Origin of the sequence: Parafrankia sp. EAN1pec, assembly GCF_000018005.1 — a bacterium.
In the GTDB taxonomy this organism is placed as follows: Bacteria; Actinomycetota; Actinomycetes; order Frankiales; family Frankiaceae; genus Parafrankia; species Parafrankia soli.
Map to the genome: position 1 here is coordinate 6,711,755 of NC_009921.1, position 25,216 is coordinate 6,736,970.

Annotated in this window: 19 protein-coding genes and 1 pseudogene; 12 read left to right on the top strand and 8 right to left on the bottom strand. The window is 67.1% G+C overall.

Annotated features, from left to right (window positions below):
* Window positions 1-68: 68 nt before the first annotated feature.
* Both FRANEAN1_RS27360 and FRANEAN1_RS27365 read right to left on the bottom strand, forming a co-directional pair.
* Window positions 69-524, bottom strand: coding sequence for a hypothetical protein (locus FRANEAN1_RS27360; RefSeq protein WP_020463001.1), 456 nt, complete (start codon window positions 522-524; stop codon window positions 69-71).
* Window positions 521-805, bottom strand: coding sequence for a hypothetical protein (locus FRANEAN1_RS27365; RefSeq protein WP_020463002.1), 285 nt, complete (start codon window positions 803-805; stop codon window positions 521-523). Before FRANEAN1_RS27365 ends, FRANEAN1_RS27360 begins: the two co-directional genes overlap by 4 nt.
* A 200-nt stretch (window positions 806-1,005) precedes the next feature.
* Between FRANEAN1_RS27365 and FRANEAN1_RS27370 the strand changes: the two genes are divergently transcribed.
* From FRANEAN1_RS27370 to FRANEAN1_RS41585, 3 genes are all read left to right on the top strand, one after another.
* The gene (locus tag FRANEAN1_RS27370) at window positions 1,006-2,337 is read left to right on the top strand and encodes a helix-turn-helix transcriptional regulator (protein ID WP_020463003.1); all 1,332 of its coding nucleotides are present in this window, start codon (window positions 1,006-1,008) and stop codon (window positions 2,335-2,337) included.
* A 54-nt stretch (window positions 2,338-2,391) separates the two neighbouring features.
* Window positions 2,392-3,066, top strand: a complete 675-nt coding sequence (locus FRANEAN1_RS27375; protein ID WP_041256590.1) for a 2'-5' RNA ligase family protein — start codon at window positions 2,392-2,394, stop codon at window positions 3,064-3,066.
* A gap of 203 nt (window positions 3,067-3,269) precedes the next feature.
* Entirely contained in the window at window positions 3,270-4,175 is a 906-nt protein-coding gene (locus FRANEAN1_RS41585; RefSeq protein WP_157472817.1) for a hypothetical protein, read from the top strand.
* A 233-nt stretch (window positions 4,176-4,408) separates the two neighbouring features.
* On the opposite strand, the gene FRANEAN1_RS42565 is transcribed toward FRANEAN1_RS41585, so the two are convergent.
* From FRANEAN1_RS42565 to FRANEAN1_RS27385, 4 genes are all read right to left on the bottom strand, one after another.
* Window positions 4,409-4,675 (bottom strand): carboxypeptidase-like regulatory domain-containing protein, encoded by a 267-nt coding sequence (locus FRANEAN1_RS42565; RefSeq protein ID WP_198145382.1) that lies wholly within the window; start codon window positions 4,673-4,675, stop codon window positions 4,409-4,411.
* A gap of 85 nt (window positions 4,676-4,760) precedes the next feature.
* Complete coding sequence (locus tag FRANEAN1_RS41590; RefSeq protein ID WP_157472818.1) at window positions 4,761-6,164, bottom strand: trypsin-like serine protease; 1,404 nt, start codon at window positions 6,162-6,164, stop codon at window positions 4,761-4,763.
* Window positions 6,165-7,026: 862 nt separating this feature from the next.
* The gene (locus FRANEAN1_RS39680) at window positions 7,027-7,167 is read right to left on the bottom strand and encodes a DUF86 domain-containing protein (protein WP_083788343.1); all 141 of its coding nucleotides are present in this window, start codon (window positions 7,165-7,167) and stop codon (window positions 7,027-7,029) included.
* Between the two features lie 183 nt (window positions 7,168-7,350).
* Window positions 7,351-7,632: a nucleotidyltransferase family protein gene (locus FRANEAN1_RS27385; protein ID WP_020463006.1), complete on the bottom strand. Its 282-nt coding sequence runs from the start codon at window positions 7,630-7,632 to the stop codon at window positions 7,351-7,353.
* 664 nt (window positions 7,633-8,296) lie between these two features.
* On the opposite strand from FRANEAN1_RS27385, the gene FRANEAN1_RS27390 reads away from it, so the two are divergent.
* Entirely contained in the window at window positions 8,297-8,806 is a 510-nt protein-coding gene (locus tag FRANEAN1_RS27390; RefSeq protein ID WP_347176782.1) for a GNAT family N-acetyltransferase, read from the top strand.
* A gap of 89 nt (window positions 8,807-8,895) precedes the next feature.
* On the opposite strand, the pseudogene FRANEAN1_RS39690 reads toward FRANEAN1_RS27390, so the two are convergent.
* Window positions 8,896-9,092: pseudogene (locus FRANEAN1_RS39690) on the bottom strand (acyl-CoA dehydrogenase family protein); the annotation flags it as partial.
* Window positions 9,093-9,120: 28 nt separating this feature from the next.
* On the opposite strand from FRANEAN1_RS39690, the gene FRANEAN1_RS27395 reads away from it, so the two are divergent.
* The 6 genes from FRANEAN1_RS27395 to FRANEAN1_RS27420 all read left to right on the top strand — a co-directional run bounded on the left by FRANEAN1_RS27395 (window position 9,121) and on the right by FRANEAN1_RS27420 (window position 18,784).
* Window positions 9,121-11,178 carry a prolyl oligopeptidase family serine peptidase gene (locus FRANEAN1_RS27395; RefSeq protein ID WP_020463008.1) on the top strand — a complete coding sequence of 686 codons (2,058 nt, stop codon included), beginning with the start codon at window positions 9,121-9,123 and terminating at the stop codon, window positions 11,176-11,178.
* Complete coding sequence (locus FRANEAN1_RS27400) at window positions 11,175-11,816, top strand: DUF6226 family protein (RefSeq protein WP_020463009.1); 642 nt, start codon at window positions 11,175-11,177, stop codon at window positions 11,814-11,816. Before FRANEAN1_RS27395 ends, FRANEAN1_RS27400 begins: the two co-directional genes overlap by 4 nt.
* Before the next feature lie 84 nt (window positions 11,817-11,900).
* Window positions 11,901-12,581, top strand: a complete 681-nt coding sequence (locus FRANEAN1_RS27405; protein ID WP_020463010.1) for a class I SAM-dependent methyltransferase — start codon at window positions 11,901-11,903, stop codon at window positions 12,579-12,581.
* Window positions 12,582-13,138: 557 nt separating this feature from the next.
* Window positions 13,139-13,987 (top strand): YhjD/YihY/BrkB family envelope integrity protein, encoded by an 849-nt coding sequence (locus FRANEAN1_RS27410; protein WP_347176783.1) that lies wholly within the window; start codon window positions 13,139-13,141, stop codon window positions 13,985-13,987.
* Complete coding sequence (locus FRANEAN1_RS27415; RefSeq protein ID WP_020463012.1) at window positions 13,984-15,636, top strand: MFS transporter; 1,653 nt, start codon at window positions 13,984-13,986, stop codon at window positions 15,634-15,636. The genes FRANEAN1_RS27410 and FRANEAN1_RS27415 overlap by 4 nt, the downstream gene beginning before the upstream one ends.
* A 283-nt stretch (window positions 15,637-15,919) precedes the next feature.
* The gene (locus FRANEAN1_RS27420; protein WP_020463013.1) at window positions 15,920-18,784 is read left to right on the top strand and encodes a patatin-like protein; all 2,865 of its coding nucleotides are present in this window, start codon (window positions 15,920-15,922) and stop codon (window positions 18,782-18,784) included.
* Window positions 18,785-19,607: 823 nt separating this feature from the next.
* Here FRANEAN1_RS27420 and FRANEAN1_RS27425 read toward each other — a convergent pair.
* On the bottom strand, window positions 19,608-21,176 hold the full coding sequence (locus FRANEAN1_RS27425; RefSeq protein ID WP_020463014.1) for an ABC transporter substrate-binding protein: 1,569 nt from the start codon (window positions 21,174-21,176) through the stop codon (window positions 19,608-19,610).
* Between the two features lie 803 nt (window positions 21,177-21,979).
* On the opposite strand from FRANEAN1_RS27425, the gene FRANEAN1_RS27430 reads away from it, so the two are divergent.
* Both FRANEAN1_RS27430 and FRANEAN1_RS27435 read left to right on the top strand, forming a co-directional pair.
* Window positions 21,980-22,861 (top strand): expansin EXLX1 family cellulose-binding protein, encoded by an 882-nt coding sequence (locus FRANEAN1_RS27430; RefSeq protein ID WP_020463015.1) that lies wholly within the window; start codon window positions 21,980-21,982, stop codon window positions 22,859-22,861.
* 929 nt (window positions 22,862-23,790) lie between these two features.
* Window positions 23,791-25,203 (top strand): family 2B encapsulin nanocompartment shell protein, encoded by a 1,413-nt coding sequence (locus FRANEAN1_RS27435; RefSeq protein ID WP_020463016.1) that lies wholly within the window; start codon window positions 23,791-23,793, stop codon window positions 25,201-25,203.
* Window positions 25,204-25,216 lie beyond the last annotated feature (13 nt).

Sequence of the window (25,216 nt, forward strand, 5' to 3'; positions counted from 1 at the left end):
GCCGGTCGGGCATGCGAAAGGGCCGGATCCGATGGCATGGTCACCATCGGATCCGGCCCTTCGCCGGTTCAGGCTCGGTCGCCCCCCCGAGGATTGACCGAGCCTGACCCTGTTTCATCCGGAGCGTCGCCGCTGGGGCGACTCAGATAGACCCGGATCGCGTCGAACGCATCCGCGTGCCCCGCGCGGTACGCCTGCTGTTCCTCACGGGTGATCCACCGCGACCGGTCCGGGAACCCCGTCGGGATGTCGAGGGCCGAGCCGGTCAGCCGCAGCAGCTCCCGCCGGGACACCTGCCCGGCGGGCACCTGGTAGACGAGGATGACGTCCCCCGTCCCGTGCACGGAGTGGAACTCCAGACCCACCGGAAGCTCCGCCAGCGCCCGGTGCAGGTCCGCCAGGTCCGACCCCGATTGGATCACCACCGCCCAGGTTCCGGAACCCCACGGCAGCGTCACCACCGTCGACAGGGACCGATCCCGGAGCACATCGGCGCGCAGCGGCCGGCCGCCGTGGGTGCTCACCGGTAGCGCCCCGCCCGTCGCGTGACGAGGTGGTCAAGGTGTCCGCCGAGCACCATCCAGTCACCCAGCTCCGCCGGCTTCTCCTCCACGAAGAACCGCAATGCGGACACCTGGTATCGCGTCCAGCATCGATCCCGCGCGAACGCTTCGGCATCCGCCGCGGACCGGAACGTGATCACCGTGTCCCGGACCCGGCCGGAACCGTCGTCCTCGAAGCGGACAACGCCGAACAACACCGGTTCCGCCGCCACCGATGTTTGCTGTGCAGCCACGTCCGTCATGCCATCACTCCTTTCCTGCCTGGTCGCCACAGGCAGCCGCCGGACCGCGGATGAGCCCGCGGAGTCGGGGCAGCCAGGACGTACGCTGACGCACCCAGGCAGTTCGGAATAGATATGTGGATGGATACTCAGCGTGGATAGACTGGCGGACGGTACACGGTCCACCACGCCAGACATCCCTTTCGTGGATGGGAGCCGCCATGACCCGTCGCCGCCCGCTACCCACCGCACCGACTGGCCTGTGGGACCGCCCCGAGATGGCCCAGGCCCTCACCGCACGCGATATGAAGACCGTGCTGGAGATCTACCGGAAGTGGACCGGTGCCTCCCAGACGCAGATCGCCGCCATGACCGGCATCGCGCAGCCGTCCATCAGCGCGATTTTCGGCGGGAAACGCCAGGTCACCACCATCGAAAGCTTCGAGAAGTTCGCCGACGGACTCGGCATCCCCCGCGAACGTCTCGGACTCGCGGCCCTGAAGACCGCAGCTCCGGACACCGCCGACAGCGCGACGAGTCCGGATCGGCGTAGCGTGCTCGCCGCCGGTGCACTGTTCGCGATCGACGCGGAGTTGGACGAGGTCACCCGCCGGATGCAGCAGGTCGCCGCGTCCAACGTCGATGACGACGCGCTGCAGCAGCTCGACATCAGCATCGAGGTTGTCGGTCGCCGCTACGAGAACAGCGACGCCGCCACCGTCTACCCCGTCGCGTTGAAGCAGCGCCGGTGGGTCGCCGACCTCATGGGCGGGCACCAGCACCCCGACCAGCGCCGCGAGTTGTACGCCATCGGCGGGAAGCTCTCCGGCCTGCTCGGCTATCTCGCGTTCGATCTCGGGAACGAGCTGGTCGCCCGCGCCTACTGCAACGAGGCGATGAGCCTTGCCAAGACCGCCGGACACCGTGATCTCGCCGCGTGGGTCCGCGGCACCCAAAGCTTCATCGCTTACTACGGCGGTCGGTACCGCGAAGCCCTGGACCTGGCCCGCGACGGCCAGCGCTACGCCCGCGGTGGCCCCGCCAGCATCCGACTCGCCATCAGCGGCGAAGCCCGCACCCTGGGCAAGCTCGGCGACATCGCCGGAGTCGACGAGGCCGTCGGGCGTGTTCTGGCTGCCCATGCCCGGATCGAGGACACCGACCCCGTCGGCTACTTCCTGTCGTTCGAACCGTTCACCGCGTCCCGCATCGCCGGCAACGCTGCGTCCGCCTATCTCGCCGCCGGTGCCCCCGACCGGGCCCGCGAGTTCACGGATCAGGCCATCCCCATCTTCGCCGCCGCCGGGTCCACGGCCAGCCACGCCCTGACCCTGGTGGACGCGAGCATGACCTACCTTTCCGGCCCCGACGCCCAACCGGACCGCGCCGGAGCTCTCGTTGCCGAAGCGCTGGACGTCGGCGCCGATCTGCGGTCCGAAGTGGTCGCCCGCCGGGCCCGGGACTTCCTGCTCACCGCCGCCCAGTGGCGCACCGTCCCCGAGATCGCCCAGGTCAACGACGCCGTCAAAGCCTGGAGACTGCCCACCAGCTGACCGCGAGACCCCACCGGCCAGCCTGAGCGGTTGATCCGTCTACCCTCAGTGGTCGTGCCGCCGACCCACGAAGCTCAGGTAGACGCCGACGACTGGGAAGCCTTCCGCCTCACCGAGCGGATGGCCGACCACTGGTGGTGGCGCCCCGGATGGCGACCTGACCGGCACTACCTGACCTGGTATCTCGTCTTCCACCACCAGGCACTCACCGACTACGTGGCCGGTTTCCAACAAGCACTGGCCGACCTGGAGTACCTCGACCCGGTGCCGGTCGACGGCCTGCACATGACCGTGCAGGGAGTCGCGTTCGCCGACGAACTGACCGCCGAGACCGTCGCCGCGATCGGGAAGGCCGCCGACGAGCGGTGCGCCGACATCGAGCCGTTCACCCTCACCGTCGGCCCCATCGCCGCCTACACCGGAGGGACCTTCCTCCGCGCGTCCCCTTGGCAGCCGGTTGCCGAACTACGGGAGCGGCTACGAGCAGCGATCGGTGACGTCCTGGGCGCCGACGCCGTCCCCGACGAGCCCGCCCGCTTCAAACCCCACATCAGCGTCACCTACTGCAACGCCACTCCACCCGCCGACGAGGTCATCCACCGGCTCTCCGACCTCCGCCGGCAACAGCCGATCAGCGTGCCCGTCGGCGGCGTCGATCTGCTCGAACTCCGCCGAGACAGCCACGCCTACCGATGGGACGTCCGCCACCACACCGACCTCACCATCTGACCAGCACCGACAAGGTCACGAACACGAGCCCGCGCAGTTGCCGAAATCTTCGTTTTGAGATCAAGCAACTGCCCGCACCAGAGCTGCGCCGCGCGGCCGGCTGCGCGTGGCGCTGGCGCGCCATGCTCGCCGGGCGCGTCGCAGCATCGGCACAATATATGCAAGATTCCGATAGAAGCCGACCACGAAGAGAATGCGAGAACGTGGCAGCCATCTCCCCTGACAGTCGACCAGAGGACAATAGAGTTAAAGAAGATCTTCAAAGAAAGGTTGTCAACTGGCTAGGAGATCAAGGTTACCCACTCGAAATGAGAGTGGCACGACATTTCTCTCGGCGGGCGATGCAGGTAGTGCCATCTTGGTACTACCTCGATCCCGAATCGCTGGACTACCGCGAGATTGACGTCTTGGCGACTCATTCTAGTAGCGACTACTTTCATCTGACTGTCCCAGTTGAATGTAAGAGTAGTCCCGGCAAACCCTGGGTCGCTTTCTCTGCCGAGGAAAGTCAGCTCCATCAATTTGCGTTTGCGCGCCAGCGTCTGGTTTCCAAGGGCGCGAGGGACTGGTGGAAACAGGAGTCTCGCTATAAGGGCGCGCGCGAGCTACCACTGTTTCGCAGTGGTTCCGGTCATGCATACGGAGCTACGCAGGCTTTCACCACTGGATCGGACGCCGTATACAGCTCCATGCGTTCAGTTGTGAAAGCCGCAATCACCCTCAAAGAGGATCAGGATCTTGGCGATGGATTCAGATTTGCACAGCCGTTGATCGTCATAAACGCACCACTATTTGAAGCACATCTAGCCGATTCCGGAGATATTTCTGTCAGTCCGACCGACCGCATAGACATAGCCTGGCGCAACACGGTCGTCGATCACGTTGACAAATCGCCGCACGCAATCATTTCACTTGTCACAGAAGGCGGACTGCCGCAATTTATTGACGATTGCACGCTCACCGTTAAGCATCTCGAATCTAGCGCTAGGCTATGGCAGACAGACAGAAAGGAATTTGAGCGCCAGCGACAGAATCGAGGGAGATATAATGCATTTCTTGAAGAGAATCCTGGCGTGCGAGGTGGTCCAGGCTGGGAGTTGAGCTACTGATAGGCCGCCGCCGTGAATGCCGCATATATCGACGGAAGGATGAAATTGCGGGACACGCAGTTTAAGGCGAAGTCGACAGACGGCAAATTATCGCCACCTTCGACACAGTGCGGCTAGATGTCAAGCCCGCGATGACTTTAGTCGAAATCACTCCTGATATGCCCTCACGAAAATGGCCTCGGCGCTTAGGTGCAGGATGTCGATAACCCTCCCTCCATGGAACCCGGGGCGGTTCAGCAGATCCGGGCCAGTTGAATAACTACTTCATCTTGAACGGTCTCCAAGACGGCAGCATCGGCTTCCCCGGATTTACCGTTGAACCCAATCGCCCTTATACGGTACCTCCCTACAGGGAGGCCCGCGAAGACAAAGTGGCCACTAGTGTCACTCACTGCAGCAATATCAGGAACCGCACCGGGACTCCGAATCACCATTACCGATACTTCTGGGACGCTCTTTCCTGCCTCGTCTACAATGCGCCCGACGATCTTTCCATCCACCGAAACCTCACTTTGGGGGCCAGGCCTGCCGCCCTCTGAGCCGAGGTTGGATTGCGGCAGGCCACGGCACCCTATCCGACTGGTCCTAGGAATCCGCGCCAGCCATGGCCAGCGGCCGCACCGGTGCCGGTGCGGCCGCTGGCACATTGGCCTTACTCCAGCGCCGGAAGTTTTCCGCTACTGCCTCTGTAACCCGCGTCGCAGAGTTACCCGTGGAGGCTCCATAGTTGTGGATTCCAACCACGTAGCGCTTACCGTTATTCTTCAAATAGACCGGTGCACCACTCTGCCCGCCCATGGAATCGATGTCGTAGACGAGCTGCGTCGTCGTGACAGTCTTAATACGTCGAGACATCCCCCACAGTTGCGCAAAAGGCTTATCGCCTGGGTATCCAGCTAGAACTACCGGCTTTGCCAGCAAGATGTTCGTTTGGAATACGCCGAATCCGAAGCTGCCGAGATTCTTTCCTTTGAAGGCGCCATCGGGCAACAGGATAGCCCCGTAGTCGGCAGCCGGAATCCGCTCCTTCGTCCATCCGGCGGTAGACCGGAATGTCGTCGCCTTCGCAGAGCCAAGCGGACGTTCAGTCCCGTTACAACCCGGGATGACCTCGATCCTTCGCGCCCAACCGCCTTGATTGTGTAGATAGACGCAGTGACCGGCGGTTGCCACCGTTCGCCGACCGATAAAGAACCCAGTACCACGATAGACTGCGCCGCTAGGGAATTCAATTCGCAATGCGCAGTACCGTTGCCACAACGCCGCATCGGTATTCGGAATCCTCACCCGGTCGTCCGCGCCGATGACGACCTCGAGCGTTTGGGCGATCTCCTCAACAACGCTCTCATCAATAGCCTCCTCGGCGGCACCCTCAGCGCGTTTCATGGCTTGCGCCAACAATCGCTGGATGACTGCGACTATATCGGTACCCTCCCGGGGCTTGCTGAGCGCACTTCGGGCTCTCGGCCCCATCTTTCCCGGGATCGATCGAGCGACAGTGGGACCTACTGTCGCCAGTAGAGGAATCACCTTCGCCGCAAGTCCGGCCAAGAAGGGCAAGAATTCCTCCCCACCCTCAATAGCCGTTCCCGCTTCCGGCATAAAATTCACAACCTCTGTGCCGGCAGCTTCTTCCCATCGACCTTCCTCGAAACCCTCAATGCTACGGAGATCTTCTATAGAGCTCTCTTCACCTACTGATGCTGCCATCTGCTCGGGGCTAGCTTCGGCGAACTCCTCACCTGCTTCGCCAGCATCATATTGAACCTCGGCGTGCGCCTCACCAGCAGCCTCAGATCCCTTGCTGGATACCTCTCCCATCACCTCATCAATGACAACCGAATCGCCTGCTGGCCATGCCGAACTAGGCCGCGCTAGGGCACTTTTATAACCCAAGTCACCGTCTTGCTCATCCTGCAAACTTCCTGTCTTGGGAAGGAGATCGTCCCGGAGGGAACTTTCTCCTAGACGGCGATTTTCGGTCACCATTTCCCCCTTTTCCGAGTCGAGCAGAATACATGCCGGCCAGAGTTTAGCGCCAGCGATCTCGGTATACCCAAGTCATCGCGACATCATCCAGGGCCATCCACGATCAAGTCAATCGCGCGAGCATTAGACCGAATTTCCAGGATATATGCGACTCGGAAAAGCAGACTGCAAGGCCTCTATCGGTTGGCGCTGCCACCTCTACTCGCCGGCCTGTTGTGTGTGTGGCTGACTTGTGTTCGGGCCGAGCGCGGCTCCTCATTCAATCCCGTGGAGCCCGGCGACCGTGTATCCATCGCTGTACTCGAGCCGACGGACATCGGCGGCAGCAGCCCAGGTCGCACCCGCCTGGCGGACATTGGTGGACGTCCCGTGGGCGGAGCACCTGTTTCTCTTCGCCACCCCCCGCGGATAGCCCAAGTCGCGATCTAGCGCCGATCGGCCAGCCTGACAGTCAAGTCGACAGCCAAGCCGGCAGACATGCACAGACGTTGACGGACACCAGCGGACGGAGCTCACAAGGTCAGTGGACACGGCGGACATCCACAGAGGTCGACGGATGATCCAGATGTAACTACGGATCAGATGCCCTTCCGTCGTGCGCCCGCTGAGGCAGACGGCAGCCAGGGTGGCAGCCAAGCCCGCGAACAGCAGCGGACGGTCACGGACTCGGCGGACGAGGTCGAGCCCGTGACCGGCACCGGCGGACGTCCACGGACACAGGCGGACGAACCACCGATAATCTCTTAATCCGCGGGTTCGGGGTTCAAGTCCCTGGCGGCGCACCCGTATCTACCAGGTCATATGACTCTTGGTAGTCGTTCTTAAAGGGGTTCTATACCCGCTTTTGTACCCAAGGCTCGAGTCAGTCGCCCAGCCAGGATTCTACGGTGACGGCAAGCCCGGGGATCTCGACGGTGACCGCGGTCCACAACAGGTCCGTGTCCACCGAGAAGTAGCCGTGTACGAGGCGGTTGCGCATGCCGGCGATCGCAGCCCAGGGCACCTCGGGGTGGTGTGCGGAAGGAGTCCGACAGCCGCGCTGCGGCTTCCCCGATTATTCCTACCCATCTGATCAGAGCAGCGGACAGAACGACGTCCTTGTCGAGTTCCTCGCGTGAGGCGGGAAGGTGCGTACTGATCAGTTCCGCATGTTCGACGATATCGCGGAGGCGCTCATCGTCGGACCTCACAGTGCGACGGCCTCGGCAAGGACCTGCGGACGGAGCCGGGGTCGTAGTCCAGCAACTGTCGTGACGTCAACGTGGACATTGAGCGTCGCCTCGGTGTCGCTGATGAAGCCGCCCAGATCGAACAGACCTCGTCCTGGAGCGAGATCGACAAGGAGGTCGACGTCGCTCGCGTTGTCTGCTTCGGCGCGGGCGACGGAGCCGAAGACACGGATGTTGCTCACACCGTAGCGTCGCGCGATCGCGTAGACGTCCGCGCGATGGCGACGCAGTTCGCTCATCGTCACCCTCCGGTGATGATCTACGCCTGGTGTCACAGCAACCTCCTCGAGGCAGACGGGAGGTGACTGAAGCGGGCCGCGAGGTCACCCTTGCCGCTGGACAGGGTGCCGACGAACTCCGGCAACGGCCATTCGTCGCTTCCGTCCTCGGGTGGAGTGCGCTCTCGTAGGCAACCCAGGACCGGTGCCACCTGGGACTCGGGCGGCCGGTCGACCAGCCGGTGCAATTCGTCTCGCAAGGCGCCCGCAGAGCACAGGATACGGCCGCGGGCGGCAGTCGTCCCACTAAGATCCACTGGTGCAACTACCCTGTGGACTTGGCGGATGGACGTGGATGTCGCAGGAGGGCGCGAATGATCCTGCAGTCAAGCAGCCTGGCACCAGTCCTCGACTCGTCTCGGCCGGGCACCGGTGTACCCGCCGCTGTACCTGAGCCAACGGACGTCAGTGGACCCCGGCGGGCACGGACCGTGCGTTGAAGCCCAAGTCGCGCCGACCTGGTGGACATCGGTAGACATTCATGAACAAACCGCCCGCTTCCCTTAATCCGCGGGTTCGGGGTTCAAGTCGCGGCGCACCCGGTAGCTATCGGTCGCGCCGACCATGCCGGTCGAGCTCGGCTGACAGCGGGACGACGGCCTCGCGGAATACGGTCTCGCCGGAAATGAGGTACGTTCCCGGCCCGGGAACTGGCAGTCTCGCGGTCATGGATGTGCCGGCCGGATTCGAGATCGACGACGACCCCGAGCGGATCGACCGCGACGCGGTGTGGGCCGCCCTGTCGACCGAGGTCTACTGGGATCTGTGGCGCGAGCGCTCGCACGTCGAGGCGCAGCTGGACGGTGCCTGGCGGGTCGTCGGTGCTTACGAGGTGGCCACCGGTCGGCAGGTCGGCTTCGCCAGGGCGATTTCCGACGGCGTCTCGTTCGCCTACCTCGCCGACGTGGTGGTGACCGGTAGCGCCCGTGGCCACGGGCTAGGGAAGGCCCTGGTCACGGCCATGATCGAGGATGGTCCCGGGGTCGAGTTCGAATGGCTGCTACACACCAAGGACGCCCACACACTGTACGAGCGGTTCGGCTTCCGGATTCCCGAGCGCACCGTCATGGAGCGGGGGAGCCCCCGCGAGCCGGACTTCGAGGCGGCGCCGCCTCCCGATTCCGTGCGGCGATAGCCGGTCCGGTCGGCCGCGAACACCGCCGCAGACCGAGGCGGGGCGTCAGCCCTTGCCGAGCTGGCGGGAGATGAAGCTCTTGGCGCGGTGACGGGATCGGTGACCTTCATCGCGGCGTCGGTAGCCAGCAGTTTCACGACGCTGGCGGCGCGGGAGTACGGCCTGCCGGCATCGCGGCGGCAGGCGGCATCGAGGGTCGCCGCGCGAGCCCCGTCGACGGCGGCGGCCATGTCGGCAGCAGGAAGCCGAGCCCCTGATGATCGATAATCTTCTTGCCGACCGAACTGTCCCCCGTGATCAGGCAGACTTGAGTGATGGCCGACGATGATCCGCACTGCTGGCTTGAGGACGTCGCCGGGGAGGCCGCCCTCGCCTGGGTGAGGGAACACAACGCCGAGACGTTCGCAGAGCTCACCCAGTCGGCCGAGTTCGCCGGGCTGCGCGCGGAGATCCGCGAGGTGCTCGACTCGGATGACCAGATTCCCTACCCGGTCACGAGGGGCGAGTACCTCTACAACTTCTGGCGCGACGCGGGTCATCCGCGTGGCCTGTGGCGACGCACCTCGCTGGCGTCGTATCGCGATGCCAGCCCGGACTGGGAAGTCGTGCTCGACGTCGACGCGCTCGCCGCCCGCGAGGGCGAGAACTGGGTGTGGCACGGCGCGCGGGTGCTGCGACCCGAATACCGGCTGGCTTTGGTCGAGCTGTCCCGTGGCGGCGCGGACGCCTCCGTCATCCGTGAGTTCGACCTGGTCACGAAGTCCTTCGTGGAGGACGGCTTCTTCCTGCCCGAAGCCAAAAGCTCGGTCGGTTGGCTCGATGAAGACCGGATCTATGTCGGTACCGATTTCGGCGAAGGATCGTTGACCACTTCCGGCTACCCCCGCGTGATCCGAGAATGGCGGCGCGGCACTCCGCTCGACGATGCCGTCACAGTCTTCGAAGGCGAGGTGGATGACGTCTCGGTCGACGCCTACCACGACCCGACCGAGGGTTTCGTGCGCGACTTCGTCGACCGAAGTATCGACTTCTACCACACCGAGACGTTCCTGCGTATCCCGACGGGGCTGGTCCGCATCGACGTCCCGGACGACGCGCACACCTCGGTTCACCGGGAGTGGCTGCTCATCACCACCCGGTCGGAGTGGGCTGTCGACGAGAAAGTCTATCCGGCGGGCGCCCTGCTCGCCGCCGACTTCGAAGCATTTCTCGCCGGACGACGAGAGCTCGAGCTCCTCTTCGAGCCGGACAAGCACACCTCGCTCGCGTACCACGCGTGGACTCGCAATCATCTCATCGTCGCCACTTTGCGGGACGTGAAAAGCCAGTTCACCGTGCTCACGCCGACAGCCTCGGGCTGGACGAGGGCGCCGCTGGCCGACCTCCCGGACACCGGCTCCGCCTACATCAGCGACACCAGCCCCGACGTCGACGACGAATACTACCTCGGTGCCAGCGGCTACACCCAGCCAGCGACCTTGTACCGCGGCGAGATCGGCGTGGAGCCCGAGATCCTCAAGCAGGCACCGGCGTTCTTCCCGACCGACGGCCGCACCGTCAGCCAGTATTTCGCCGTGTCCGACGACGGCACCCGCGTCCCCTATTTCGTCGTCGGTACCGGAAAACCCGGGCCGACGCTGCTCTACGGGTACGGCGGCTTCGAGGTCTCGCTTACCCCCAGCTACAGCGGTACTGTCGGCCGGGCCTGGCTGGCGCGCGGCGGCACCTATGTCGTCGCCAACATCCGCGGTGGCGGCGAATACGGCCCGGACTGGCATCAGTCAGCCATCCGCGAGAACCGGCTGCGTGCCTACGAGGATTTCGCCGCCGTGGCCGGCGACCTCGTCGGCCGGGGGATCACGACGCCGGCCCAGCTCGGCATCGAGGGCGGTTCCAACGGCGGGCTGCTCATGGGCGTCATGCTCACCCGCTACCCGGAGCTGTTCGGAGCCGTCGTCTGCTCGGTGCCGCTGCTTGACATGCGCCGCTACCACCAGCTGCTGGCCGGAGCCTCGTGGATGGCCGAGTACGGCGACCCTGACGATCCAGCCGACTGGGCGTTCATCAAGGAATACTCGCCGTACCAGAATGTCCGGCCCGGCCGTCGTTACCCGCCGACGTTCATCACCACGTCAACCCGCGACGACCGCGTCCACCCCGGGCACGCCCGCAAGATGGTCGCGCGGCTGCGCGAACTCGGCTACGCCATCCGCTACTACGAGAACATCGAAGGCGGTCACAGCGGCGCCGCCGACAACGAGCAGCTTGCCCACAAATCAGCCCTGATCTACGAGTTCCTCTGGCGCACCCTCGGCACCGGTGCGCTGTCAGACGGAGACCGTCCTGCCGCCGGGGCCGGTCGGACCGAGTGACCATCGAAGAAGATCTGCGTGCCGCGGTGGACGCCCGGTTCGCCGCCGCCGGTCCGGCGCCCTGGCCGGATCCGCATTGGGACCAGGGACCGGCCGAGGAGGAGTACTCCCGGGTCACCGACCCGGCGAAGTGGCGGATCCTCGGCGCCCGCGCCGACGCATGGGCCGGGGCGCTCGTCGACGCCGGCCTCGCCACACTCGAGCGGGACGGGGCAGTCGCCTGGGCCGAGCAGCCCGGGACGCTGGTCTCGCGCACTGACCGGGTCGTGCCGCACGCGGCAGGCGCGCTGCCGCTGGTCCTGGCGCGCAGTCGGATCGAGAACGTGGTCGACGCCGGGATCACGCTCGGGGTGGGCGAGCCAGCCGTCTGCGTCATGTACCTCCCCGCCTGTGGCTGCGACGCCTGTGACAGCGGTTCCGAAAGCGAGCTCGACCAGCTTGACGATCACATTCTCAGCATCGCGACGGGGGCCTTCCGCCGCTTCTCCGCACCCGGCAAGATCCTCACGGTGCTCGGGAGCAGCGGCTGGTCGGCCTCGGGCCTGTTCAGCGGCGAGGTCGATGCCGTCCTCGCCGACCCGACCGGATGGGTCGAGCACAGCGGCGTCACCTGGACGTCCGTGGGGCCAAGGACCTGACAGCCGGCGCCAGACCCGAGTATCTGTTTGCCACATCAGCAAACAGATTTGGTGGCTGGCCACGTCCTGGGCGAGAGTGGCCCAATGATCGACGACATCGCGACAGGATCACCCGCGTCCGACACCCGCTCTGCTCTCGACGGATACGTCGGAGACCCGGCAGTGCAGGCGGAGTGGGACAAGCGGTACTCCGAACGAGAGCAGCTGTGGAGCGGCCAGCCCAACGGCGCGCTCGTGGCCGAGGTCGCCGCGCTCACGCCCGGGCGGGTGCTCGACGTCGGCTGCGGCGAGGGCGCGGACGCAGTCTGGCTCGCGCGCGGCGGCTGGGACGTGACCGCGATCGAGGTCTCCGGCCTGGCACTGGAGCGGGCGGGCGGGCACGCGCGGGACGCCGGCGTCGCCGTTCGATGGGTCCACGCCGAACTGACCGAGGCCGCGCTCCCGCCGGCGTCCTTCGACCTGGTCTCCGCGCAGTACCCGGCCCTGCTGCGCACCCCCGACGCCGCGGCCGAACGAGCGCTGCTCGCCGCCGTCACCCCCGGCGGCGTACTCCTGTTCGTGCACCACGCGGGAATGGACACCCATCCGGTGCACGACAGCGGATTCGACCCGGCCGACTACGTCTGGCCCGCGATGGTCGCCACACTGCTCGACGACGACTGGGAGGTGGAGCTCAACGAGCAGCGGCCACGCGTCGCACCCGACAGCGGAGCCGGCGCACACCACGTCGACGACCTGGTACTACGCGCCCGCCGGCTACGCTGAGCCCCCCACGTTCATCGGCCGTTCCCGTTTATCAGCCGCGAGCTCCAGCACCATCTCCCCATCTCCGGAAGCGATCAAATCCACCGGGAGAAATTCGACCGAACGTTTCAAATATTCAGCCGGAAACGCCCAGAGTTAATTTTATGCCGTTGGTACTGCCGCTCTGGCCGCTGCTTGGGCGGGCACTGGACCCAGCAGGAACAACCGGACGAGGTCAATTCCGCTCTGATCGGTTTTCTTCGCGGCCTACGGCGATCCGGACCCTTTTCGTGTCTTCGCCGTGAGGAGTATGTTCCGCCGTTTCGGACCCCGGAGATGCGAGGACGCTCGCGCGCCGGGATGCTGAGGTGCACGGCCCGGTCGGCGGCCAGCCGGACGGGCGGGAATACCGCGGTCGGAGGGGAGTTATGCCCGGGAGCCGACGCGCGCCCGGTGATCGGCGCACATCTCAGCCATCCGGCGGATCCACCGGCTCCGTCGCGGACCGGCTGCGGCGACGGTTCGGACATCTGGCGGAAAAGGCCCGGCTGATCCGGGCACGGCTCCGGAACGCCGCGGTGGAGGATCTGACATCCAGATTGCGGCAGGGCGATCTTATCAACAGTTCGATGAGTCTCGCCGCACTCATTCTGATGATGTTCTTCCCCTTTATTATCGCGTTGGCCGCGTTGTCGCCGCTGCGCCCCGGAGGCGCGGCAGAAATAATCATCAGGCGGATGGGCCTGAACCAGGATGCCGCGGAGGCCGTCGAACGACTGTTCACGCCGCAGGACGAAACGGTCCACAACGGCTGGACGGTGGTGGGCGCGCTCTGGCTGATTCTCGGCGGCCTTACCCTGGCCGCGACCGTGCAGTCCGTGTATGTCCAGGTTTTCAGGGTCCAGCCGCTCGGGCTTCGGGGCATCCCGGCCCAGGTCGTCTGGCTCTGCGAGCTCATTGTCTTTCTCGCCGGCGCCACCGGTGCCGGGGCGCTAATCACCAGCACCACTACCGGCCAGATCTGCTACGGCCTGCTCAGTACCACGGGTCTGCTGTTCCTTCTCTGGATCGGCATCAGGGTCCTCACCCTCGGACGGATCGGGTGGCGCGAGGCCTGGCCGGCCGCCGCGTTCACGACGGTCGGGCTGACCGGTCTTGGCGTGGTGAGCAGGTTTACTTTCTCCGCGTCCATCGTCACGAACGAGCGGAACTACGGGAGCATCGGCGTCGTTTTCACGATCCTTTCCTGGCTGATCGGGTTTGGCGTTGTTCTCACCGGAGGGGCGATCGTCGGAATGTGGTACAACGAGACGCGCAAAGCAGCCGCTCACACCAAGGCAGAAATGCGAACCAAAAAGGGAACCGGCGATGCGGCCGGGTGCGGAGATCCTGACGCCACCAGGCGTCGGCCCGGGCGCGAACGATGACACCCCGGGCAGCCGGGATTCAGAGCCCTGGTGCCGGGCCGGAGGCCGCTTCGGCCGGCCTGGTCGTTCTTCCCACACTGGCGGCGGCGCAGTTCCTCATGACCCTGGACAGCTCGGTCATGAACGTGTCGATCGCCACCGTGGCCGCGGACATCGGTACCACGGTGACCGGAATTCAGACCGCCATCACCTTCTACACCCTGGTGATGGCCGCGTTCATGATTACCGGCGGCAGGCTGGGGCAGCTCTTCGGGCATCGGCGTGTGTTCACCATCGGCTGCGTCGTCTACGGCTGTGGGTCGCTGACGACGTCCGTCGCCGGGAATCTCGCCGTGCTCATGTTCGGCTGGTCGTTCCTCGAAGGAATCGGCGCCGCGCTGATCATGCCCGCGGTCGTCGCTCTGGTCGCGTCGAACTTCGCCTCGGCGCAGCGACCGCGCGCCTACGGGCTGGTCGCCGCCGCCGGCGCGATCGCGGTCGCGGCGGGTCCGCTCGTCGGCGGCCTGTTCACCACCTACCTGTCCTGGCGCTGGGTCTTCGCAGGCGAGGTCCTCGTGGTGGCCGTCATCCTGTGGCTGACCCGGGGGATGGCGGACACGCCTCCGACCGCGCAGGGACGTCTCGACATCGTGGGCACCGTGCTGTCCGCGGCCGGCCTGGCGCTGATCGTGTACGGCGTCCTCCGCTCGGGGAGCTGGGGCCTGGTCCGGCCGGCGCCCGGCGCGCCCGTCTGGTTGGGGCTCTCACCCGTGATCTGGCTGGTCCTCGCGGGCGGAACCATCCTGTTGCTCTTCGTCCGGTGGCAGGATCACCGGCTGGCCCGCGGCGCCGCCGCGCTGCTCGATCCGGTGCTGCTGCGGAACCGGACGTTCCGGGCCGGGCTCACGTCGTTCTTCTTCCAGTATCTGCTCCAGGCGGGGCTCTTCTTCGTGGTACCGCTGTATCTGTCGGTGGCGCTCGGGCTCTCGGCGGTCGCGACCGGCGTGCGTCTGCTGCCGTTGTCCATCGCCCTGCTGGTGGCCGCCGTCGGCATTCCCAAAGCCCTCCCGCACGTCTCACCGCGACGCATCGTCCGTGGTGGTTTCCTCTCCCTGTTCGCCGGGACAACGATCCTGGTCGCCGCGCTTGACGCCGGCGCCGGACCGGAGATCGTGACCTGGCCGATGCTGCTCGCCGGCCTCGGGGTGGGCGCGCTCGCGTCCCAGCTCGGCAGCGTCACCGTGTCCGCGGTCGCCGACGAGCACACCGGCGAGGTCGGTGGGGTGCAGAACACGGTGACAAACCTGGGCGCGTCGATCGGTACCGCGGCAGCTGGGGCAGTTCTCATCTCCGCGCTGACCTCGTCGTTCCTCACCGGCATACGGCACGACCCCGCCGTACCGGCGGAGCTGAGCACGCAGGCCGAGGTGCGCCTGGCCGAGGGCGTCCCCTTCCTGTCCGACCGGGACCTGAAGATCCGGATCGACGAGGCCGGCGTCCCGCCGGACACCGCCAAGGTGATCACCGCCACCAACGCGGACGCCCGCATCGACGGCCTGCGTGCGGCTCTGTCGCTGCTCGCCGCCATCGCCCTGGCCGCGATGTTCCTCACCCGCCAGATCCCGGACCGGCAATCCGCTCCGGTGCCGGTTTCCGGCCGGGTCACCTGACCGTTCAGAGCCGACGGCCAGACGTACATCACGGTCACCGAAAGCAGGATTCGGCTGTGGGACATCACCGGCCCTCGTCTGCTGGTTACGGGCCGCCGTGCGGCTGACCGGCGGGCCCGCCGACGCCGGCGCGGCACGACTCCCAGCGGCCCGGCGCAATGATTGGATGCGCGGCATGGTGGCGGCCCACCCGCGACGAGGCGGACGTGGGTGAGGATTTCCGGTAAATCCCACGAACACCCGGCCCCGTTCCCGGCACACGGGATTCTCGTCAAGGAGAGCGATGAGCCGCAGCGGCAACCAGCTCAATGTCGACCATGACGACCTGGAGGACATTCGAATCGCGGTCGTTCTCAATGGCGGGATAAGCCTCGCGGTGTGGATGAGCGGGGTGGTCAACGAGATCAACAGCCTTACCCAGCGCCGTCCGAGTGATCCGGCCCCGGGTAAGGCGGATCTGCGCTTTTCGGAAGCGGCGGCGGTCTACGGCGGACTTCTTGATCTCGTCCACGGGAGGGCGCGGGCAGATGTGATCGCGGGGACGTCGGCCGGTGGCATCAACGGGGCGTTGCTGGCGTATGCCCAGGCCTACGGGGCCGATCTGCGCCCGCTCGGCGAGTTGTGGGCCGAGCTGGGCTCGTTCGACGCGCTGCTGCGCGACCCGCGTGAGACGCACCCGGCGTCCCTGCTGCGCGGCGATGACTATTTCCTGCCCGAGCTGGTCAGTGCCTTCGAACGCATCGTGCCCGCGGGCGAACGATCCCAGCGGTATGTGCCGGCGAGCGAGCGGCCGATCGACCTGATCATCAACACGACGCTGATGCGCGGCCAGCCGAAACAGCGCGTCGACGACTTCGGGACGGAGATCATCGAATCGGCCCATACCGGAGCGCTGCGATTCACCCGCGCTGCGGACGCGTCACCCGGACTTGACCCTTTCTGGGACGCGAGGATTACCCACCGGCTGGCGCTGGCGAGCCGGAGCACCGCGTCGTTTCCGGTCGCCTTCGAACCGAGTTTCATCCCGGTGGGGGAAGCGGGGAGGGATTCCTACCATCCGGACATGGGCGCCGGCGCGGGCCTGCCGGCGGTGGCGCAGTTCGACCGGAGCCGGTACGTCATGGACGGCGGAGTGCTGCTGAACCAGCCGGTGAAACCGGCGCTCGCCGCGATCTACGCCCAGCCGGCGGAGCAACAGGTACGGCGGCTCCTGGTGCATGTGAACCCCGACCCGAGCAGTCCCGCCCCGGCCGAGGTCGCCGGCCTCGGCGACGTCTACAGCCTCGGCAGCGATACCGACGACCGGCCGCCGACGCCGGCCGCGGTGCTGCGGACGCTGGCCACGTTGCCCTACGCGCAGTCGGTCGACGCCGAGCTCACCGAGATCCAGACGACGAACGACCGGGTCCGCCGCTACCGCCCTGACCGCGCGAGGATCGTCCACCACCTCAACGAGAAGCTCGCCGAGAAGCTGATGGACGGCTACCGGAGCACGCGCTCGTACCAGGAGGCCGATCGCATCGGTGCGCTGCTGGCGGCGGCTGCCCCGCGGCCCCGGATCTGGTGGAGCCGTCCCGAGCTCGCAGCGGTGCTACGGGGCGTCGGCGCGCGCGCCGACGGCGTCTCCTACATACCGCCGGACGACCATCTGCCAGCCGCTGACGCCGACCCCGCGCGCTGGGCCTGGGGGGTCGAGCCGGTTGAGCGCATCGGCGCCCTAGCGGTCGACGTCTTCAAGCGCGCCATGTGGCTCGCCGATCCGACCGACCCCGCCGAAGTGACTACCCGCCGGCGGCTGCGCGGGCACCGCCGGCGCCTCCACGAAGCGCTGGCCGAGCTTCGTGAATGCAGCCGTGACGACGAGGTGTTCTGGCGGAGCTGGGCCACCCGGCCGCCGGCTCCCCCGGCGCGGGGCTCGGACGCGACAGAGCGTCAGGAGTGCCTTCGCTCCTGGGTGCAGGCCGCGCTGTCACGCTGGCCGCTGCCGCCGGGGGCCAAGGAGGCCCCGGCCGCCTCCCTACCTCACCGGCTGGGCGCCGTCGCGGAGCGGATCGCGCGCGTCCTGGCCGAGGCGGGCGGCGACCTGCGGCATGTCGCCGCGCGCGCCCGGCCAGGCGGTCCGCCGGCTGGCCCGCCCGGCGTTCGGCACGCGGCCGGTCCTCCCGACGCGGCTGGCGACTCCGATGCGGCGGACGAGGCCGAGTTGCTGCACAACCTGGTCGAGGCGTTGTTTCCCGACGGCGCGCAGCCGTCCCCGGCGTCGTTGCTGCGCAGGCTGCTGGCGGTAGAGGTGTGCCAGATCGCGATCTCCGGCGCGCCGCCCGAGGTGGAGCAGGAGGTGCTGCTCCAGCAGATCAGCGGCTTCACCCCCAACTCGTTCGGCGGGCCCACCACCCCGGCCAAGATCGCCGGAACGGAACTGTTCTGGTTCGGCGGGTTCGCCAGCAGGTCCTGGCGGGTCAACGACTGGATCTGGGGCCGGCTGGACGGCGCCACGCGCATGGTCCAGACCGTCCTCGACCCGGGCCGGCTGCGCCAGCTCGGCCTGTCGGCCAAGGACACTCACGACCAGCTGCGCCGGCTCGCCGTCGGGGGCAGCTATCAGACCCGGTTGGGCGAGCACTTTGACGCGCAGAGCGAGGCGATCCTCGCGGAGCTGTCCTTCCTCGACGATCCGGAGGCAAGAGCAGAGCCCCTCGTGGCCACTGCGCTCGCGGTCGCCCGGCGGCTGCACGCCGACATCCTCACCGAGGAGCTGCCCCGCCTCGCCGTCGCGATCGAGGAGGATCGGAAGGAAGGCGGCCTTCCCACCGCGGGGGCACGTTTCCTGCGGGTGTGGACGGCCACACCCGACCCCGGCCTGGACGAGCTCTTCGCCATGTTCGCCGACGCCGAGATCGCCACGGAGTCATTCGCCGAGGCGGTCTCAGCGGGGCTCCTCTGGAGATCGGCTGCCGTCGCCACACGGTTTGCCGCGAGCCTGTTCGCCCCGGTCCCGCTGGCCTACACCCCGATGCTGCAGACACTGGAACTGGCCTTCGATGTCGTCCGGAAGGAGGCCGGTAGCGTGCTGATGCTGCCCGCCGCGGTGATGAGATGGGCCGGCCGGCAAACCACCGCGAGGATCCGGGAACACATCGGCGGATGACCCGGGAATGAGAGTCCCGCCCGTGTCGCCGACCGCCGAAGCCCAGCTCCTGAGTTCAGTGCCGGGATGTCGGCACCGAGCTCACGGAGGTCGGAGTTCTTCCGGCCCGGTCGCCAGGCCGGGCCGGGCTCTCGCTCCAGCCCTGCCACACCCAGATGCCAAGGGCTCCCACAAGAAAGATCAGCCCGATCACGGACGTCGCTATCGCGGCCCATATGGGCGTACCCGAGGGCAGATCTATCTGAGCGATTCCCAGACCGGCACACACCAGTGCCCTGGCCAGCGACGTCGACCGCCGGGCCGATCCGACGAACGGCCGGCGTCGGATCACCTCGACCAGGAAAAAGAGCGCAGCGGCACCAAACACCGGTGCCGCTCCAAGGGTGTGCAACACCCCGCCAGTATCTCGTACGACCCCAACCGGCGCGGGTCGAAACCTGAGGATTACTCTGAAGCAGGCGTGCGGCCGGACCCGATATGGCCGGCCAGCGCATCAGGGACGAGACGACCACGGGACGCCGCCGCCACCGGAGCCGCGTCCGTGGCACGCTGAACCGGTGAGATCTCCGCTTCGCCAATGGGTGCGGCGGCGGGCGAAGGCGCCTCGCCCCGTGTTGCTGGTTCCGCCGACGGTTCCCTGGCGCGGCCCCGTGGTCTTCCACTGCCCGGGGTGTCGGCACGCGGCGTCAGACGCTCCCGGATGCCCGTCGTGCGAACCTGGTGTCACAGTGCAGGACGGCCACCATCGTGGCCGGCGTCCGCGGACACGCTGACGCCCCGGGGTCGTGAGATGCACGGCGTTCCCGGGGCGCCACCGCGGGGGCTACTTCTCGATCCACAGCTCCTCGGGCAGCAGGGAGCCGGCGCCGTACTGCCTGAGGCCGTTGACGTTCTTGGCCGCGATCGCGCCGGGGGCCGATCGCATGAGGAAGATGACCGGCGTCAGCGCTGTCAGTCGCGCCTGTACCTTGTCGTAGGCCGCCTTACGATCGGCCACCGAGGTCGCGGTCCGGCCGGCCAGCAGGGCCGCATCCAGTTCCGGGTCCGCGAGACCGGACATGTTGGCCGGTGAGTTCCCGGTGAAGTTCGCCAGCAGCCGCGGCTCGGGGTCCTGGAAGGCCGCCGACGAGATGACCATGTCGAAGTCGTGGGTCGAGCGCAGCGCGGCACCCTTCGCGAAATCGATGATCGCAACCTCGGCCTTGACGTTCTTGAAGCTGCTGAGCTGGGCCTGGACGTTCTCCGCGATCGCCTTGTTCTCACTGGTCGGATAGCTGGAGAAGGTGAACGACACCGGCTTTCCCTCGGCCGCCAGCTCGTCGAAGAGCTGCTGTGCCTTCGCCCGGTCGGTGGACCTCAGCTGCGTCTTCGAGTAGAAGGGTGAGGCATCGGTGAACAGCGTGTCCGCGACACTGCCCTTCCCGTTGTAGGCGGCCAGGTTCAGCGCGTCGATGTCCAGCGCCGCGGACACGGCCTGCCGAGCCCGGATATCGTTGAACGGGGCTCGGCGCGTGTTGAGCGCCAGGAAGTTTCCACCACTGAGCGGCAGCAGGTCGGACGGGAGGCCAGCGGCCTCAGCTTTCCCGAGGTTGATCCAGTTTGTTTCGATGGAAACATCAGCGCCGCCGCTGGTCAGAGTGTTGTAACGCTGGTTGGAGTCGAGCACCGTGCGCAGCGTGATCCCGTCGAGATAGGGCTTGGGCGCGTCCCAGTAGCGTGGGTTCTTCGTGAGCTTGATCTCGGCCTGACGGGTCCAGCTCTGCAGGGTGAAGGGTCCCGCGCCGATCGGCTTCTCGTCGAAGGACTGCTTGCCCTTCTGCAGCGCTGCCGGCGAGGCCACCCAGTTCAGAACCGTGCCGACAACCGCCTGCGCGAACGCCGCGACGGGCGTGGTCATCGTGACCTTCATCGTGCGGTCGTCGATCACTTCGGTCGAGGCGACCATTGCCGCTTCCGGCAGGCTCGACGACGCGGTGGCCGGGTCCTTGATGCGGTCCCAGTTGAACTTCACAGCCGCGGCGTTGAGGGGCGTACCGTCGGAGAAGACCAGGTCAGGGCGCAGCTTCAGCTCGAAGGTGGCGCCGCCGTCGGTCGTGGTGAAGGACTCGGCCATCGAGTAGCCGACCTTGCTGGTCTCGTCCGTGGTCAGCAACGTGCCGTACAGGGCGTTGCCCAGCACCGCCGTGATCGGTGCCTGATTGGCCAGCGACGCCGGGTCCAGGCTGGTCGGGTCACTCGTCATGATGATTCGCGCGACGCCACCCGAAACGGGTTTGCTGGAGGCATCGCTGGCCGGGCTGGCCGTGTCAGAATCACCGCCCCCGCAGGCTCCCAGGACAAGGGTAGCGACGCAGACCACGGCCGCGCCGAGTAATCGCTTCTTACGCGCCATCAGTGACCTCTCGTTATGTACGTGGCGGAATCATGGAATCGATCGGTCAACGCCCTTCAGGGCGCGCCGGGACGACGGATCAGCCGACCGGATAGGGTCCGGACGGCCGCGGAGAAGGCAGTGCTTCGCGGGCGGGCGACCCGCCATCGCGACGCATTCCGTCAAGTTCCGTCGAGCCGGAAAGTCAGGCCCTCCGTGCGCACGGAGGGCCATCGACCGGTCTGTACGAGTTATTTAGCGGGGCTTACTTCCGTGAACCGGGTGGGCCGTGGCTCATGCCGGGCCTCGGCCATGGTGACTTTGGAACACCGCCGAGGGCGAGGTACTCGCCGGTAACCGCATCCGCATATCGGGAACCAACTCGCCCCGTCGCGGTGCCCCCGGCTATACCAGAATCCACCTCGTCCTCCCCAGGGCGCCGGCTAAGTGTCGGTAGGATGCCACCAATATCTGTGTTTCGGCAATACCCGGCGACGACGGAAACGGGCCGGCCTGCCCACGGGGCACCCTCCAGGCCACCTGGGCCGGAGCCCCTGCGGCGACAGGCGGCAGGGGGCGCGAGTCGATCCTGTGCGGCCGACCCAGACACCGCCCGACGGCGGTTGCACAGTACACGGACCTCCGAACAATTGGACATACCAGAACCAACGCGACACAACATGCGACCTCGAGATCGCCACAGTGTTCTCGTAGCTACCCTGGGCGCTCGACGGCTGATCGCGACACCCGCTAGCGTGCGAGGTCCGGGGAGGGGCAGAGCGGCGCCGGCTGTCGTCGGCGCTCCGGCCACGGAGGTAGTTCCGATGTCCCCCGCCCCAGGTTTCGTCTCGCCGGTTCGGCGTGCCCTGCTCGGCATGGCGGTGGCGGCCGCCACCGCCGTCCTCGCCACCGGCTGCCAACCGGCGGTCGGCGGTGGTCCGCCGGAGCCCGACCCGGTCAGCACCGCGACCGCGGCGTCTACGCCCGGTCCGTCGTCCACGCCCACCGGTCCGTCGGCGCCGCCCGGCCGGCCTTCGGTGACAGGCGCGCCGGCGCCGGGCGCACCGGCAGGGCCGACAACCGTGCCGGTCACACCCGGCCGTATCCAGCCGGGTGTGGTCCGCACCGGTCCGGCGACGCACTACGGCGCGGACGGCGGCGGCAACTGCATGTTCGACCGCCTGACCGACCCGGCCATGCCGGTAGTGGCGATGAACGAGCTCGACTACGAGACGGCCCGCGCCTGCGGCGCGTACATCGAGGTCACCGGACCCGGTGGCACCACGGTCGTGAAGGTCACCGACCGGTGCCCGGAGTGCGGTCCTGGTCATCTCGACCTGAGCCAGCAGGCCTTCGCCCGGATCGCCGGCGGCGTGCCCGGGCTGGTCGACGTCACCTGGCGGCTGGTGAGCCCGGCCGACATCGGATCCGTCCAGTTCCGGGTCAAGGAGGGGTCGTCGGCCTACTGGCTGGCAATTCAGGTCCGCAACCATCGCAATCCGGTCGTCTCACTCGAGGTTCGGGTGAACGGGGCCTGGACGGCGCTGCCGCGGGAGATGTGGAACTACTTCGTGGCACCGCAGGGTCTCGGTCCGGGGCCGTTCACCGTGCGGATCACCGACGTTTACGGCGAGCAGCTTGTCGAGACCGTGAACCTTGCACCCGCCTCGGTGCAGACGACGGGCAGCCAGTTCGCCCGGCACTGACCAACCGCCGACGGAACCAACCGTGGCGCGGCGGACTGGGGGCCACCGCGCCACGGCAGGCCGGCGGACGGACAGGCAAACAGCTCGGCGGGCAGGCGGGCGTCGGTCCGCTGGTGGCCGGCACATGGTCCGCCGCTGGCTCGCGGGGGCCGGAAGCGCCGGACGCGGCCCGCCGTTGTGACCATCTGTCAGCGCGATTGCTAGTGATTACAGCTCACCATCGGCCGGCATCAATAAGCAGATACGGCTAGTACACCGCCGGGTCCATTACCCAGCGTGCACCGAAAACTGCACTGAGGATTTGACGGGTACGAATCGTCGACACCTGGAAATTTCTGGATATATAGCGACAGTTACCGGCAAAAACGGGCCGGACAGGGGACGTCCACCGAATCACCTCCGTGACACCGCGTGATCGGTAGGACAATTTCGAAGGACCAGGGCGGACAATCACCAGGGACCAGATTCGATTGGTTCCGTGGAGTGCTTGCCATCGGGACGATCGATACGAAAGGCTTCCACTGCGCGCCGCACCGCGGCGGAAACTGCATCGCGGGCTGACAGCGGTCCCGGGCGCGCCGGGTTTCACACCTGGGGATGATCACCGAAGTATTCATCGTACGCGCAGCTTCACAACAAAGACCGATCGCGCCTCCGGGCGCGCCGCCACAATCCTTCGCGTTCTTTCGATGTTCCGCCTGCACTTCGTTATGCAGTTCTGCCTGCAATTCTGTCCGTGGCGCCGGTCCGCGCCGGGATCCGGCCTCGACCGAGCGCCGGGATCTCAGTAAAGGACGCCGACCGCGCACGTCGCGGTTCCCGGGGGGTTCACCGTGCTGAGGAGCTCCCCCGCGCGCGCCGGTGCCGGAGTCCCGCCCTCGTCCCTGAATGACCAGAGTCCCCTGAATGACCAGAGATAGGTGGCTAGTATGACCACGCCCGCGCAGGCCAGCTCCGACGTCCAGGACGGTGCCGCCGGCCAGCCGCTGTCGAGCCTTGGTACGGCCGCGGCGCGCAACCTCGCGACGACGACGAAGTCCGTCCCCCAGATGCAGGGGATCTCGTCCCGTTGGCTGCTGCGTGTCCTCCCCTGGGTGCAGGCCGCCGGCGGCGTGTACCGGGTCAACCGGCGGCTGAGCTACGTCGTCGGGGACGGCCTCATCACCGTCGTCAACACCGGTTCGGACGTGCGGGTCGTCCCGGCGGAGCTCCGTGAGCTGCCGGTGCTGCGCGGCTTCGAGGGTGACGTGCTCGACGCGCTCGCCGAGCGGTTCACCCAGCGCGAGTTCGCCGCCGGCGACACGCTGGTGACCGCCGGTGATGCCGCGGACGAGCTGTTCGTCATCGCCCACGGCAAGGTGGACAAGGTCGCGCCGGGGCACTACGACGACCCGCGATCGCTCGGGATTCTCGCCGACGGCGCGTACTTCGGCGACGACGTGCTCGTCGAGGACTCCGTCACCTGGGAGTTCTCGGTGCGCGCAGTGACCAGCACGACGGCCCTGGTGCTGCCGCGCCAGCGGTTCGCCGAGCTTCTCGACCAGTCGCCGGAGCTGCGCCAGCACGTGGACGACTACCTTGCCCGCCCGCGCCCGCCGCGCAACCGGGCCGGCGAGGCGGAGATCGCGATCTCGTCCGGGCACTCCGGCGAGCCCGCCCTGCCCGGGACGTTCGTCGACTACGAGCTGGCGCCGCGGGAGTACGAGCTCAGCGTCGCCCAGACGGTGCTGCGGGTCCACACCCGGGTCGCCGACCTCTACAACGAGCCGATGAACCAGATCGAGCAGCAGTTGCGGCTCACCGTCGAGGCGCTGCGCGAGCGGCAGGAGAACGAGCTGGTCAACAACCGGGACTTCGGCCTGCTGAACAACGCCGACTTCCGCCAGCGCATCCACACCCGTGACGGGGCCCCCACCCCGGACGACCTGGACGAGCTGCTGAGCCGCCGGCGCAGCACGCACGTCCTGCTCGCCCACCCGCGGGCGATCGCCGCGTTCGGGCGGGAGTGCACCCGCCGCGGGATCTACCCGGCCACCGCGCTGTTCCACGACCAGCACGTGCCGGCCTGGCGCGGGGTTCCGCTACTGCCCGTGAACAAGATCCCGGTCAGTGCCGCCGGGACGACGTCGATCATCGCCATGCGGACCGGTGAGGAGAACCAGGGCGTGATCGGCCTGCACCACGTCGGGCTGCCCGACGAGCTGGAGCCCGGCCTGTCCGTGCGGTTCATGGGCATCAGCGAGCAGGCCATCATCTCCTACCTGGTGACCACCTACTTCTCCGCGGCCGTCCTCGTGCCGGATGCGCTCGGTGTCCTCGAGAACGTCGAGATCGGGCATTAGAAAGCGGCGTCAT

What these genes read in the sequence shown, in the direction of transcription:
- FRANEAN1_RS27365 (WP_020463002.1), bottom strand. Translation starts at nt 805, where the DNA reads ATGACGGACGTGGCTGCACAGCAAACATCGGTGGCGGCGGAACCGGTG.
- FRANEAN1_RS27385 (WP_020463006.1), bottom strand. Translation starts at nt 7,632, where the DNA reads ATGAGCGAACTGCGTCGCCATCGCGCGGACGTCTACGCGATCGCGCGA.
- FRANEAN1_RS27415 (WP_020463012.1), top strand. Translation starts at nt 13,984, where the DNA reads ATGACACCCCGGGCAGCCGGGATTCAGAGCCCTGGTGCCGGGCCGGAG.
- FRANEAN1_RS27405 (WP_020463010.1), top strand. Translation starts at nt 11,901, where the DNA reads ATGATCGACGACATCGCGACAGGATCACCCGCGTCCGACACCCGCTCT.
- FRANEAN1_RS27420 (WP_020463013.1), top strand. Translation starts at nt 15,920, where the DNA reads ATGAGCCGCAGCGGCAACCAGCTCAATGTCGACCATGACGACCTGGAG.
- FRANEAN1_RS27370 (WP_020463003.1), top strand. Translation starts at nt 1,006, where the DNA reads ATGACCCGTCGCCGCCCGCTACCCACCGCACCGACTGGCCTGTGGGAC.
- FRANEAN1_RS27390 (WP_347176782.1), top strand. Translation starts at nt 8,297, where the DNA reads ATGAGGTACGTTCCCGGCCCGGGAACTGGCAGTCTCGCGGTCATGGAT.
- FRANEAN1_RS27395 (WP_020463008.1), top strand. Translation starts at nt 9,121, where the DNA reads ATGGCCGACGATGATCCGCACTGCTGGCTTGAGGACGTCGCCGGGGAG.
- FRANEAN1_RS27425 (WP_020463014.1), bottom strand. Translation starts at nt 21,176, where the DNA reads ATGGCGCGTAAGAAGCGATTACTCGGCGCGGCCGTGGTCTGCGTCGCT.
- FRANEAN1_RS41590 (WP_157472818.1), bottom strand. Translation starts at nt 6,164, where the DNA reads ATGGTGACCGAAAATCGCCGTCTAGGAGAAAGTTCCCTCCGGGACGAT.
- FRANEAN1_RS27430 (WP_020463015.1), top strand. Translation starts at nt 21,980, where the DNA reads ATGTCCCCCGCCCCAGGTTTCGTCTCGCCGGTTCGGCGTGCCCTGCTC.
- FRANEAN1_RS27435 (WP_020463016.1), top strand. Translation starts at nt 23,791, where the DNA reads ATGACCACGCCCGCGCAGGCCAGCTCCGACGTCCAGGACGGTGCCGCC.